Source organism: Streptantibioticus rubrisoli (genome assembly GCF_024436055.1).
Lineage (GTDB): Bacteria > Actinomycetota > Actinomycetes > Streptomycetales > Streptomycetaceae > Streptantibioticus_A > Streptantibioticus_A rubrisoli.
In genome coordinates, this window is record NZ_JANFNH010000003.1 from 222441 (window position 1) to 235111 (window position 12671).

Consider the following 12671-nt stretch of genomic DNA (forward strand, 5'->3'; position numbering starts at 1 on the left):
AGTATGCTCCTCGGCCTTGAACTTGGGGAGAAGACGGGATGACGGGTCCACCGGTGTGACCGGATCGCCGCGGGCCCCGCACCGGCAGGCGGACGGCGGGATCCTGGTCGGCGGCCGGTCCGCGCTGGCGGGCGCCGCCGTGCTGGGTCAGTCTGGGATGGTGAGCCGGTATCCGTATGTGGTGTACGCCTGGGACGGGCACAGCCCGTACCGGCTGGTCATGTTTCCCAACGAGAGCTACCGGCAGGTGCACACCCGGGAGGAGCTCGAGGTGCTGGCCAAGGAGTGGGGGCTGGACCTCGACGATCCCGACCAGGTGGTGTGGGAGGGCGGCGACCGCTGGCCGCCACCGTCACAGCAGTGAGCCCCGGTGCCCGGCGGGCGCGTCGCGGCGCACCGCCAGCACCGCCGCGTCGTCGTTCAGCGCGCCCGCGTACGCCCGGACGTCGTCCAGCAGCTCGTCCAGCAGCGTCTCGGGGTCGTCCGCGCGCATCGCGGTGACCCGCTCCAGCAGCGGGTAGAACCGGTCCGACGCGTCGCGCGCCTCGCAGACCCCGTCGGTGTAGAGCAGCAGCAGCTCACCGGGCTGGAAACCGATGGTCCGGGCGGTGTACGCGCCGCCCACCAGCGACAGCAGCGCCAGCGGCGGGGCGTACTCCGGTGGGTCGACCTCCGTCGTGGCGCCGGAGGCGTCGCGTAGCAGCGGCGGCGGGTGGCCGCAGTTGACGATCGCGGTCGGGCCCTGGTCCGGGACGCTGACCAGGACCGCGGTCACGAACTCCTCGCCGCCCGGCCGCCGGGCGAGCACCCCGTCCATCCGGCGCGCCACCGCCGTCAGGTCCCCCTCGGTCTGCGCGGCGTCCCGGAACACCCCCAGCACGTCCACCGCCGCCTCCACCGCCGACAGCCCCTTGCCGCGCACATCGCCGAGCAGCATCCGCGTCCCGTAGGGCGTCGGCAGCACCTCGTACAGATCACCGCCGATCCGGGCCTCCGCCGCGGCGGCCACGTACCGGACGGCGACCCGCAGCGGCCCGAACCGGCGGGGGACCGGCCGCAGCAGCGCCTGCTGGGCGGCGGCGGCCACGTTGCGCACCTGGGCCAGCTCACGCTCCCGGGCGGCGACCAGCGCCACCGAGGCGGTACTGGTGAAGGTGACCGCCAGCACGGTGGCCGCGGCCGTGGCGTGCACCACCGTGGGCACGCCCTGGTTGGCAAGGCCCAACAGCGCCACGCCCGCCGTGCCGATCAGCCCGGCGACCATCGGTACCACGGCTTTGCGGGTGCTGATCGCCGTCAGTACGGGCAGCGCGGCCAGGATCGGGGAGAACGTCGAACGGGAGCCGGTGAGCAGGTCGACCACGATCGCGGCGGCGATCAGCAGGTACGCCAAACCGACCAGTAGCCGCACGCGCGGCGACAGGCGCACCGGCGGCAACTTCGGCTGGGCAACCGCGACCTCGGCCATGGCTCCCTCCTGCCCGACTCGCCCGGCAGTCATGAACCATTATCCCGCGCTCAGGCCCGTCAGGATTGGCCGAAAGACCCACCGAGGAAGAGGGGCCGCTCGCCGCCGAAACCGCCCCCAGGAGACCCCGTACCGAAGCGGCCCGAGCCTGTCCCGGAGGCCACCACTGCGGGCGGCCCGCCCTCGCGGAACCCACCGGGCGGCGTCCGCGCCGCCATCTGCCGTTGTGCGCCGGTGCGTTGGGCACCGTCCGGTCCCGCGCCGTCACCGCGCGCGAAAAGCAGAAGGCCTGCCCGGTGCGACGGGGGATGCACACCGGGCAGGCACATGGATCTTTTTACCGCATCGAGAGGTGGTTATGCATCAAAATCTTGTTCGCTTTGTCGCTCACCACGCCATGGACAACGAAATCAGGCCATGTGCTCGCATCAGGGCCGTGGGGGGCGAGGGGCGGCGCCGGGCCGTCGTGGCGCGGCGCCGCCCCTGCGGTGTAGGTGGCCCTGACCCCCGTCCGGGGCCACCTCGTTGTGAGGCCGTGTGGACACGGCTTCGTTTCAGGGTGTTTGGGGAGGGTCGGAAGGCAGGTTCATCTCGCGGCGGAACTGGCCGATGATCGTGGTCAGGCAGTCCTGTACGTCCGGCGGCAGGCCCACCGCGCGCAGCGCGATGGCGCGTACCCGCTGGTCGCGCATGGCGACGAGGAAGCGGACCTCCTCCTCCACCCGCTGGGCCTGGGACGCGGACAGGTCGCCCAGCAGATAGCCGACGGGCACGCCGAAGAACTTGGCCACCGCGCGCAGCACATCGGGGCTGGGATTGGCCCGCTTGCCGTTGCGCAGCATCGACAGGTACTGCTCGGTGAGGGTGACCCCGCCGTACTCCTCGGTGCCCTTGCTGATCTCGGCAGCCACATGGGCGTTGGTGTAGGGAGCCCCGGGCGGGTGCATGTGGGCGAACAGGTAGTTGAGGCGTTCGGCCAGCGACCCGCACGTGGCCTTGGGCGGTGTGTCACCTCCGGCTGCCATCTCTACCGTCCTTCCAACGTCTCACCGCCAGTTAAGCCACTTAACTGCACGCTTGGCATCCTGCCATGTAAGCGCTGCCTTGCACCAGTCGTATTAAGAAACCGGCTGTTCAGGCCACTTAACTGGCGGTGAGGTGATGGCCCGGTACGGCTCACACGCCCACGTCGCAACAGCAGTCACGGCGCAACTGGCGGCCGACCGCCAGCCATTCGGCATCCGCCGCCGACGCCCGGCGCGCGGCGTGTCCCGGTGTCGTGAAGCTGCCCACCAACTCCGCCTGCTCGTAGGGGACTCCGCCGCGCAGCACCGACACCGTGCGCACCAGTGAGTCGAAGTCGGTGAACGGATCGCCGTCGATCACCGTCAGGTCCGCCAGCTTGCCCTCCTCGACGGTGCCCAACTCCCGTTCCACTCCGAAGACCTGGGCCGGAATGGCGGTCGCGGTGCGCAGGGTCCGCGCCGCCGACAGGCCGCAGCGGTGCAGCGCCCGCAGCCCCATGTGCAGATGCAAGCCCACCGGCACCAGCGGGGAGTCGGTGCCCATCGCCACCAGACCGCCACCGTCCAGCACCCTGCGGTAGGCGCCCACCTCCGTTTCCAGCGCTGCCAGTTGGTCGGCCGTCGCGGGTCGCGCGGCGAGCTGGCGGACCGCCGCGGTGTCCCACGGGGGCATCAGCACGGTGACCCGGGGGTCGCTGGCGAGCGCCGGATCGTCGCCCACCAGCGGTGCCGCGGTGAACGGCGTGGCGATCATCCGGAAGCCGGGCGCCGTGTACAGCTCCAGCAGGTCCTCGTAGGAGTGCCCGGTGGCCGTCACGTCATGCCCGAACTCCAGCCGCTGCGTGGCGTGCAGATGGGTCGTCAGGTCCTGTCCGACCTGGATACCCGGTGTGCACAGATGACTGCCGCTGCGCACCCCGAGCCGCTCGTGCGCGAAGCGCGCCGCCGTCTCCATCACCCAACCGGGCGCGCGCACATAGGTCTTGACGAAGTCCCAGTCCAGCGCCGCCGCCCGGGCCAGCGACCGGTCGAGCCCCTCCCGGGTGCGGTGCGCCCTGCCCATGCTGTACGCCACCCGCGAGCCGTCCAGCAGCTCACCGGTGGCCAGCAGCCGCGGCCCGGCCAGCACGCCCGCCGCGACCGCGTCCCGGATCCGGGCCTGCTCGTAGGCGTAGCCGCCCAGCGATACCGCCGTGGTGATGCCGTAGGCGAGCTGCAGGCAGGTCTGCCGACCGCCGTAGGTCGTCTGCCAGGGATGTGTGTGCGAATCCCACAGCCCGGGTGTGACGGTGTACGAGGAGGCGTCGATCCGCCGCAGCGCGGGCCGCCCGGCGCGGTGCGGTTCCACGGCGGTGATCCGCCCGCCGCGCACCACCACGTCGACGTCATGCCGGACCTGCTCGCCGGTGCCGTCCCACAACTGCCCGGCGTGCACCACGGTGTCGGCGGGCGCCGGGCGCCGGTAGTCGAGCGGCACGCGGATCGTACGGGCGGTGCCGCCCGCGGCGTCGATCAGCCGCAGGGTGCCCGACGACAGGTACAGCAGGCTGCGCGAGTCCCCGGACCACGACGGATGGTCCGCGGCCTCCTCGGTGAGCTGCCGTGGCGCCCCGTCCGGGGTGCCGTCCGGACGTACCGGCAGCAGCCACAGCGCGGACTCCGCGATGACCGCCATCCAACGGCCGTCCGGTGACCAGACCGGGCCCGAGTCATGGCGGTCGGAGATGGACACATGCGGCGCCACGGCGTGCAGCCGGGCGGTGCCGTCCGTGGCGTCCACCACCCGGATCAGGTTGTAGCCCTCACGGAACCGCTGGTTGAGCCGGTTGCGGTCGCAGAACGCCACATAGCGGCCGTCCGGCGACCAGCTCGGCCGACCCGGCAGGCCGCCACCGCCCAGCGGCGCGGCGAGTACCCGCTCGGTGCCCTTGGCCAGATCGCGCACCACCAGGTTGCCGGACATGTCCACACAGGCCAGCCGCTCGCCGTCCGGCGAGAGCGCCGGATACACCCGGCCGCCAGAGGCCAGCACGGTCTCCTCGCCCGAGGCGAGGTCACGGCGGCGCACCGCGAACAGCCCGTCCCGGTCGTCGGCGTACAGCAGGGAACGCCCGTCCCGCGCCCAGACCGGGCCCAGCAGGTACCGGGTGGGCTCGGTGCTGACGATCCGGCGCGGTCTGCCGCCCGAAGTGCCGCACAGCCACAGCGAGTTGAGCGCCGCGAAGGCCACCTGCCGGCCGTCGGGGGACAGCGCGGGCAGATGCACCCCGCGCACCGGGCGTACGCCGGAGCCGTCCAGGTCGTACTTCTTCACCCGGTAGCGCGGCCGGTCCACGGGCAGCGCGGCGGCGAACGGGATCCGCCGGGCGGCGGCGGGCCGCTGCGGGCACAGCAGCCGGAACTGTCCGTCCACGGTGACCAGCAACTCGTCGTCGGACGTCCAGCGCGGTGGGGCGGGCGCCAGGTCCCCGTCTATCGGCACCGGCGCGCCGTCCACCACCAGCGTGCAGGAGGCGGCGGGCGCGGGGGTGGTGCGCAGATAGGCGAGCCGTCCGCGAGGTGAGACGGCCGGGACCATCAACTGGACGCCGGGGGTCGGGTCGGTGTGCGTCACGGTGACCGGTCCCGAGCCGTCGGCCGGGACGGAGGCGATGGTGCGGGCGTCCAGCGCGGTGCCGCCGGGCGCGCCGGAGGCCACCGGCCGGGCGCGGACGAACCGCACCTCGCGGCCGTCCGGCGACCAGGTCGGGTCGAAGTCCTCCCAGGGGCCGTCCTGCAGCGGACCCTGCTGGCCAGGCAGTCCGGTGATCCGGGTCAGCCGTCCGGTCGCCACGTCGAGCAGCCAGATCCGGTACGGGCTGCCCGCCGTTGGCCCTTCGTAGTCCCCGCCGCGCTCGGAGGCGAAGGCGATCCGGGTGCCGTCCGGCGACCAGGACGGGCCGCGGTCGTCCCAGGGGCCGTCGGTGCGCTGTCTCAGGCCCGAGCCGTCGGGGCGCAGCGTCCAGATGTGGAAGCCGCCGCCCCGGTAGGCGCACACGGCCAGCAGTTCGCCGTCGGGGGAGAAGACCGGGCGGGTCGGCTCCAGGTCGGGCGTGCTGATCGGTACCGCACGGCCGCCGCCGGACGGCAGCGACCACAGCACGTTCTGCACCTCGGCGATGATCCGGTCGCCAGCGGGGGACAAGGTGGCCGAGCCGTTGGTGCCGGAGGTGAGGGAGAGCGTGGTGCGCCCGGTGGCGCCGTCGGCGGTGGGCGGTGCGGCGAGGGCCTCACCCGGTAGGCCGAGTACGGCTGAGGCGGCCGCGGCTGACGCGGCCGCCTGTAAGAAACCGCGCCGGGAGAGCGCGGAACCGGTGGTGTCGGAAGGGTCCTGAACGGTGTCCAAGAAGGCTCCCTGGCTTGTTGGTTGAGGGGGAGTTCGATGTTGCGCGCTGCCGATCGTGGCACAGCCCGGGCGCCAAGCAGGCCGGGCGAGGTCATCTGAGGTTGGGCACCACCCCGAAGGGCCGCGGGGCTGTGTTTATGTGCGGCTCCGCCGCGTGGGCGCGACCAGCCACAACGACGCTGCGGACGATCGACGGCATAGCGCCGCACGCCCAGCGGAGCGCTTAGACATACCGGCCGTCCGGAGTCAAGGTTCGGTCAAGTAGTTGCGCGCATGTGCAAGAAGAAGGCTAGACTTCAACCGATGTTGCAAGAGGCACCTCGTTCGGTGAGGCGTCTGCACGGACACAGGCCACTGATCCCACCCGTCGAGAGACGCTCCGGATCAGGACAGGTCTCCCCGAGTTAAGGGGTGACCCCAAGTGGCTTCCCGCTCTTGGCGGGACACGCCGTGGAGTGCCAAAGCTCTGACGAGTTGGGGTGAATCAGCCGTGTTCGGGCTGGTCCGCTCCTTGCCGAGTCCGTTTGGCGCACAGCGCCCCGGCCGGGAGGAGGCGAGAGACATGGATTGCAGTAGCAGTAGTCCGGGCCATAGTCAGCCCCGCATCCGCTTGTCCTCGTTGACCTCCGGCACGCGGTAACCACCTTCCCTGCGCGCACCACAGCACCACAGATCGCGGTCCCGTACGGCCTAGAGCCGCTCGGCCGCGGTTCGGCGTGCGCTCGCAGGGGGGATTGCTGCTGCGTGCCCCCTAGCAAAGCCCCCTGACGGGGAACTGGGAGGCCCGTAATGACCACCATCACCGAGACCGCCGCCGCACAGACCCCGCGCGCCGCTGTGCTCGACGACGCGCACGTCGGCGACATCCGCGGCGCGCTCGGCACCATCCGGCTGGACGACACCGCGCCGCGGTTGGGTCTGTCGGCGAAGCTGAAGACCCTGCTGGCGATCGTCGGCCCCGGCCTGATCGTGATGGTCGGCGACAACGACGCCGGTGCCTTCACCACCTACGGCCAGGCCGGGCAGAACTACGGCACCAAGCTGCTGTGGACGCTGCTGCTGCTCATCCCCGTGCTGTACGTCAACCAGGAGATGGTGCTGCGTCTGGGGGCGGTCACCGGGGTCGGGCACGCCCGGCTGATCCTGGAGCGGTTCGGGAAGTTCTGGGGCGCCTTCTCGGTCATCGACCTGTTCCTGCTCAACGCGCTCACCTTGGTGACCGAGTTCATCGGCATCACGCTGGCGGCCGGGTACCTGGGGTTGCCGAAGGCGGCGTCGGTGGTGCTGGCGGCGGCGATCATCATCGCGTCGGCGTTCACCGGTTCGTTCCGCCGGTTCGAGCGGATCTGCGTCTTCCTGTGCGCCGGATCGCTGCTGCTGGTGCCCGTCTACTTCATGGTCCACCCGGCCACCTCGCAGATGGCCCATGACTTCGTCGCGCCCACCATGCCCGGTGGTGCGGGGCAGTTGGCGACCGTGATGCTGCTGATCATCAGCATCGTCGGCACCACCGTCGCCCCCTGGCAGCTGTTCTTCCAGCAGTCGTACGTCATCGACAAGCGGATCACCCCGCGGTTCATGAAGTACGAGAAGGCCGACCTGTGGATCGGCATCGCCATCGTCGTCATCGGTGCCGCCGCCATGATGGGCTTCACCGCCGCCGCGTTCGCCGGGACCAAGGGCTTCGGGAACTTCACCGACGCGGCCGGGGTGGCCCACGGACTGGCCGCTGCGAGCGGCAAGTTGACCGGCGTGCTGTACGCCATCGCGCTGCTGGACGCCTCCATCATCGGCGCGTTCGCCGTCTCCCTGTCGACCGCGTACGCCGTCGGGGACGTGTTCGGGATGAACCACTCGCTGCACCGCGGGGTCAAGGGCGCCAAGGGCTTCTACGCCGTCTACGCCGGACTGGTGGCCGCGGCCGCCGCGATCGTGCTGATCCCGGGCTCGCCGCTGGGGCTGCTGACCGAGGGGGTGCAGACCCTCGCCGGTGTGCTGCTGCCGTCCGCGTCGGTCTTCCTGCTGCTGCTGTGCAACGACAAGGCCGTCCTCGGCCCCTGGGTGAACGGGGCCAAGACCAACGCGTTCACCTCGGCCGTGGTCGGCGTGCTGGTGATGCTCTCGATCATCCTCACCGCCTCGGTGCTCTTCCCGGACATCACCGCGGGCGCGATCATGGACATCATGGCCGCCTGTGGAGTGGCCGGGGTGCTCGCCATCGGCTACGCCGAGGTGCGCCGCCGGCGCAAGGGCTGGGCGCGCGCCGGTGCGGGCATCGACCGCACCGGGCGGGACGAGTGGCGGATGCCGCCGTTGGAGACGCTGGCCAAGCCGGTGATGTCCACCGGCTACAAGATCGGCATGGGCGCGCTCCGCTCGTACCTGCTGATCGCGATGGTCCTGGTGGTCGTCAAGATCGTCGAGGTGGCGCTCGGCCACTGAGGCGCCGGGGCGTCACAACGCGGCCTCCGCGCCCGGTTCCAGGGTGAGGAGGCCGTCGTCCGCGTCGTAGTCGAACAGTTCGCCGTACCGGCCCCAGTCGACCGCGATGTCGAGCTGGCGCCGGGCCTCGTCGACGGAGTACCTGCGGCGCAGCAGATCGAGGAAGAAGCCCTCACGCAACCGCTGGCCCTCGGTCGCCGCCAGCGCCTGCACGATGGCCCGCACCAGCGGCGCGCGCCGCGCCGCGTGCCGGGCGAACAACTGCTTGCTGGTGAGGATGTCGGCGGCGGCGAACTCCCGGCCCTGCTCGGTCAGTGTGATCCGCGGCCCCGCCGTGCGGGCAAGACCCAGCAGCACGGCGGCGTCCACCAGCGGCAGCAGGTCGTCGATCTCAAAGCTCAACTCGTCGGCCAGCTCCGCCAGACCGTCCTCACCGCCCCGCGCCACCAGGATCTCCAGCAGCCCGGCCAGCCCGCCCACGCTCACCTCGGGCAGCGGTACCGCGATCGGGGTGGCCACCGACCTCGGCGCCCCGGCGGGCGCCTGCGCCGCGGCGGCGGCCGCCTGCGCGGCCTCCTCCCGGCCGGTGAGGATCCCGTACACCGTGTCGACCAGGGCCTCGAACTGCGCGGTGCGGCGGTCCCGCGGCCGGGGCAGGCCGACCGTCAACTCGGCCCTGATCCGGCCCGGGTTGGAGGACAGCACCAGGATCCGGTCGGCGAGCAGCACCGCCTCCTCGATGTTGTGGGTGACGATCAGCACCGACCGCACCGGGGCCTCGTGCCCCTCCCACAGGCCGACGATCTCCCCCCGCAGGTTCTCCGCGGTCAGCACGTCGAGCGCGGAGAACGGCTCGTCCATGAACAACGCGTCCGGCTCCACCACCAACGCCCGTGCCACGCCCACCCGTTGGCGCATGCCGCCGGACAGCTCCTTGGGGTAGGCGCCCTCGAAACCGTCCAGGCCGATCAGGTCGATCGCCCTCAGCGCCCGCTCCCTGCGCTCCTCCTCGGCGACCCCCCGGGCCTGCAGGCTCAGCTCCACGTTCTGCTGCACCGTCAGCCACGGCAGCAGCGCGAAGGACTGGAAGACCATCGCCACCCCCGGATTGGTGGCGGTCAGCGGCGTGCCGCGGTACGAGACGGTGCCCGCCGAGGGGGCGATCAGCCCGGCGAGGCAGCGCAGCAGCGTGGACTTGCCGGAGCCGGACTTGCCGAGCAGCGCCACGATCTCGCCCTCGTCCACCCGCATGCTGATCGCGTCCAGCACCGGCAGCTCCCGGCCGTCGGGCGTGGTGAACGTCTTCGTCACGGCTTCGGCCCGGACGATCGTGGTGCCGGGCTCCGGGCTGGGGGTGGTGGTCATCGGCGGCTCCGGGTCACAGCGCGTAGCGGGTCTCGGCCAGGCGGTAGAGGCGGCGCCACAGCAGTCGGTTCAGCGCGACGACGTACACGCTCATCGCCGTGACGCCGACCAGGATCCTCGGGAAGTCACCGGTACCGGTCGCGCCCGCGATGTACGCGCCCAGCCCGGTCGCGGTCAGCCGGTGGTGGCCGAAGCCGACCACCTCGGCGACGATCGAGGCGTTCCAGGCGCCGCCCGCCGCGGTGATCCCGCCGGTGACGTAGTACGGGAAGATCGCGGGCAGGATGAAGTGCCGCCAGCGCAGCCGTCCGCCGACCTGGAAGCCGGTCATCGCCTCCCGCAGGTCGGACGGGATGGCCGAGGCGCCCGCGATGACGTTGAACAGGATGTACCACTGCGCGCCCAGCGCCATCAGCACGATGGCGCCCGCGTCCAGCGAGATGCCCAGCGCCACGAACGCGGCCGTGGCGAACGGGAAGAGGAAGTTCGCCGGGAAGCTGGCCAGCACCTGCACCACGGGCTGGGCGAACCTGGTGACCTTCGGGTTCATCCCGATCCACACCCCGACCGGCACCCACACCAGCGTCGCCGCCACCAGCAGCACCACCACCCGCCCGAACGTCGCCGCACCCAGCGCGAAGGCGTGCCCGAACTCCCCGAGCCCCACCGACCCGCGCACATAGCCCAGCGCCTTCCACGCGCCGTAGAGCACCACCACCGCCACCGCACCGGCGAAGAACACATCGCCGGTGCGCTCCCGCGCCACGGGCCTGACCAGCGGGTGCTCGGCCACTCCGAACGGCCGGGTGGCCGTGTCCAGCGCCCGGCCCGCCCAGCCCAGTGGCCGCGCCATCAGTTCCGGCAGCGAGGAGCGGCGCAGCAGTTCCAGCACGACGCTGCGCGGGCGCTCGGCGGCCTCCGACTCCTCCACCCGGAACCGCTCCGACCACGCCACCATCGGCCGCCAGAACACCACGTTCACGCCGATCACCAGCACCACCATCACGGCGACGGCGATGCCCACCCCGGCCAGGTCGCCGTTGCCGATGGCGGTGGCCGCGTAACTGCCGATGCCGGGCAGCGCGTACTGGTGGTTCAGGACGCTGATGGTCTCGGAGGCGGCCAGGAAGAACCACGCGCCGCCGAAGCTCATCATCCCGTTCCAGACCAGCGGGATCATGCCGCTGGGCACGTCGAGCCGCCAGAACCGCTGCCACTTCGTCAGCCGCATCACACGTGCCGCCTCGTCCAGTTCGCGCGGCTGACTGACCAGCGAGTGGTAGAAGGCGAACGTCATGTTCCAGGCCATCGAGGTGAAGATGGCGAAGATCGAGGCGCACTCCAGGCCCAGCGTGGAGCCCGGGAAGAGGTTGATGAACGCGGTCACCACCACGGACAGGAAGCCCAGCACCGGCACCGACTGCAGGATGTCCAGTACCGGAACCAGCACCTTCTCGGCCCTGCGCAGCCGGGCCGCGGCCAGCCCGTAGCCGAAGGTGAACAGCACCGAGACGATCAGCGCCAGGAACATCCGCAGCAGTGAGCGCACCGCGTAGAACGGCAGATCGGCCGGGTCGGTGGAGACCGTCTTGGGCGCCTGGCCGGGCAGGAACGGCGCGTTGAGCGACGGCGCCAGCTCCAGCAGTCCGTACAGCAGCCCCACCAGCGCCGCCGCCACCAGCAGGTCCACCCAGCGCAACCCGGGACGGCGCCAGACATCCCGGGACGGAAAGCCGTCCGCGCCCGCCACCGCCTCACCTCCGTCGCCGTGGTCCTCAGCGAATCACGGCCCCGGTGGCGGCCCGCCGGGTTGCGGACGGCAACACCCCGACGCCCACCGGCTTGGGCGACAGTCAGTGCGGGTGCGGTCCCTCGCGGTGCACCGGGCCGTGCGCGTCCGCGCAGTGGCCTTTGTCCCGCTCGGCGCCGCGGCGGGTGACCGCCAGCAGTTGCTCGGGGGCGTGGTCGACCTGGAGCGTGGTGTGGGTGATGCCGTAGTCGTGGTGCAGCAGTTCCACCAGGTCGCGCTGCACCGCGTGGCAGTCCCCGGACGGCTCGACCAGGATGTGCGCGGACAGCGCGGGCTGGCCGGAGGTGATCTGCCAGACGTGCAGGTCGTGCACCTCGACCACGGACGGGTGGCCGACCAGCCGGTCGCCGATGGCGTCCGGGTCGACCCCGGCGGGCGCGGCCTCCAGGAAGATCCGGCCCGACTCGCGCACCAGGCCCGTACCGGCCTTCAGCATCAGCGCCACCACCACCAGCGAGGCGATGGCGTCCGCGCGGGCGAACCCGGTGAGCAGCACGACCAGTCCGGCGACCGCGGTGGCGATGAAGCCGTACAGGTCGGTGAGGATGTGCTGGAAGGCGCCCTCGACGTTCAGCGAGGTGCGGTTGGCCTTGGAGAGGCACCAGGCGGCGATCACGTTGACCACGATGCCGACCAGCGCCGTCACCAGCACCAGAGTGCCGGTCACCACGGGCGGGGAGATCAGCCGCCAGGCCGCCTCGTACGCCAGCCACAACGACAGCACCAGCAGCGTGATGCCGTTGGCCTGCGCGGAGAGGATCTCGGCGCGCTTGAGCCCGTAGGTGAAGCCGCCGCGCGCCGGACGCGCGGCGAGCCGCATCGCCACCAGGGCGAGCACGATCGAGGCCGCGTCGGTGAGCATGTGCGCGGCGTCCGAGATCAGCGCCAGCGAGTGGGCGAACAGGCCGACGACGACCTCGACGGCCATGAAGCCCACGATGAGGCAGAGCGCGATCGTCAGCCAGCGGCGGTCGGCGTCGGCCGACACACCGTGCGCGTGCCCATGGTCGTGCCCGTGGCCGCCATGGTCGTGCTCGTGCCGCTGCTCCGGCTCGTTGCCCATCCCCGATTCCCTCCGCTGTGGACAAGTTGATCGGGCATCTCGTGGTACCCGGTCCAAGGCAGTAGACCGCGAATCGGCGAAAGATCCAAAGACTGCACTGGCAACCGTTATCG

Annotated in this window: 8 protein-coding genes and 1 riboswitch; of the genes, 2 read left to right on the forward strand and 6 right to left on the reverse strand. The window is 71.6% G+C overall.

Annotated features, from left to right (window positions below; translation table 11 throughout):
* The first annotated feature begins 55 nt into the window (after positions 1 to 55).
* A complete protein-coding gene (locus tag NON19_RS05935; RefSeq protein ID WP_255925561.1) occupies positions 56 to 364 on the forward strand; it encodes a hypothetical protein in 309 nt (102 codons plus the stop codon).
* Here NON19_RS05935 and NON19_RS05940 read toward each other — a convergent pair.
* The 3 genes from NON19_RS05940 to NON19_RS05950 form a co-directional block, all read right to left on the reverse strand.
* The gene (locus NON19_RS05940; protein ID WP_255925562.1) at positions 353 to 1468 is read right to left on the reverse strand and encodes a PP2C family protein-serine/threonine phosphatase; all 1116 of its coding nucleotides are present in this window, start codon (positions 1466 to 1468) and stop codon (positions 353 to 355) included. The genes NON19_RS05935 and NON19_RS05940 overlap by 12 nt on opposite strands.
* 554 nt (positions 1469 to 2022) lie before the next feature.
* Positions 2023 to 2493: a helix-turn-helix domain-containing protein gene (locus NON19_RS05945; RefSeq protein WP_255925563.1), complete on the reverse strand. Its 471-nt coding sequence runs from the start codon at positions 2491 to 2493 to the stop codon at positions 2023 to 2025.
* Positions 2494 to 2644: 151 nt separating this feature from the next.
* Positions 2645 to 5878 carry an amidohydrolase family protein gene (locus NON19_RS05950; RefSeq protein ID WP_255925564.1) on the reverse strand — a complete coding sequence of 1078 codons (3234 nt, stop codon included), beginning with the start codon at positions 5876 to 5878 and terminating at the stop codon, positions 2645 to 2647.
* A gap of 312 nt (positions 5879 to 6190) precedes the next feature.
* A riboswitch (M-box (ykoK) riboswitch) is annotated at positions 6191 to 6364 on the forward strand.
* Positions 6365 to 6667: 303 nt separating this feature from the next.
* Between NON19_RS05950 and NON19_RS05955 the strand changes: the two genes are divergently transcribed.
* Positions 6668 to 8320, forward strand: a complete 1653-nt coding sequence (locus NON19_RS05955) for an NRAMP family divalent metal transporter (RefSeq protein ID WP_255925565.1) — start codon at positions 6668 to 6670, stop codon at positions 8318 to 8320.
* Positions 8321 to 8332: 12 nt separating this feature from the next.
* Here NON19_RS05955 and NON19_RS05960 read toward each other — a convergent pair whose 3' ends face one another.
* The 3 genes from NON19_RS05960 to NON19_RS05970 form a co-directional block, all read right to left on the reverse strand.
* Positions 8333 to 9685, reverse strand: a complete 1353-nt coding sequence (locus NON19_RS05960; protein WP_255925566.1) for an ABC transporter ATP-binding protein — start codon at positions 9683 to 9685, stop codon at positions 8333 to 8335.
* Positions 9686 to 9698: 13 nt separating this feature from the next.
* A complete protein-coding gene (locus NON19_RS05965) occupies positions 9699 to 11435 on the reverse strand; it encodes an ABC transporter permease (RefSeq protein ID WP_255925567.1) in 1737 nt (578 codons plus the stop codon).
* 103 nt (positions 11436 to 11538) lie between these two features.
* Positions 11539 to 12558: a cation diffusion facilitator family transporter gene (locus NON19_RS05970; protein ID WP_255925568.1), complete on the reverse strand. Its 1020-nt coding sequence runs from the start codon at positions 12556 to 12558 to the stop codon at positions 11539 to 11541.
* Positions 12559 to 12671 lie beyond the last annotated feature (113 nt).

Coding starts and splice junctions, on each gene's coding strand:
- NON19_RS05940 (WP_255925562.1), bottom strand. CDS start 1,468: ATGGCCGAGGTCGCGGTTGCCCAGCCGAAGTTGCCGCCGGTGCGCCTG.
- NON19_RS05970 (WP_255925568.1), bottom strand. CDS start 12,558: ATGGGCAACGAGCCGGAGCAGCGGCACGAGCACGACCATGGCGGCCAC.
- NON19_RS05955 (WP_255925565.1), top strand. CDS start 6,668: ATGACCACCATCACCGAGACCGCCGCCGCACAGACCCCGCGCGCCGCT.
- NON19_RS05960 (WP_255925566.1), bottom strand. CDS start 9,685: ATGACCACCACCCCCAGCCCGGAGCCCGGCACCACGATCGTCCGGGCC.
- NON19_RS05945 (WP_255925563.1), bottom strand. CDS start 2,493: ATGGCAGCCGGAGGTGACACACCGCCCAAGGCCACGTGCGGGTCGCTG.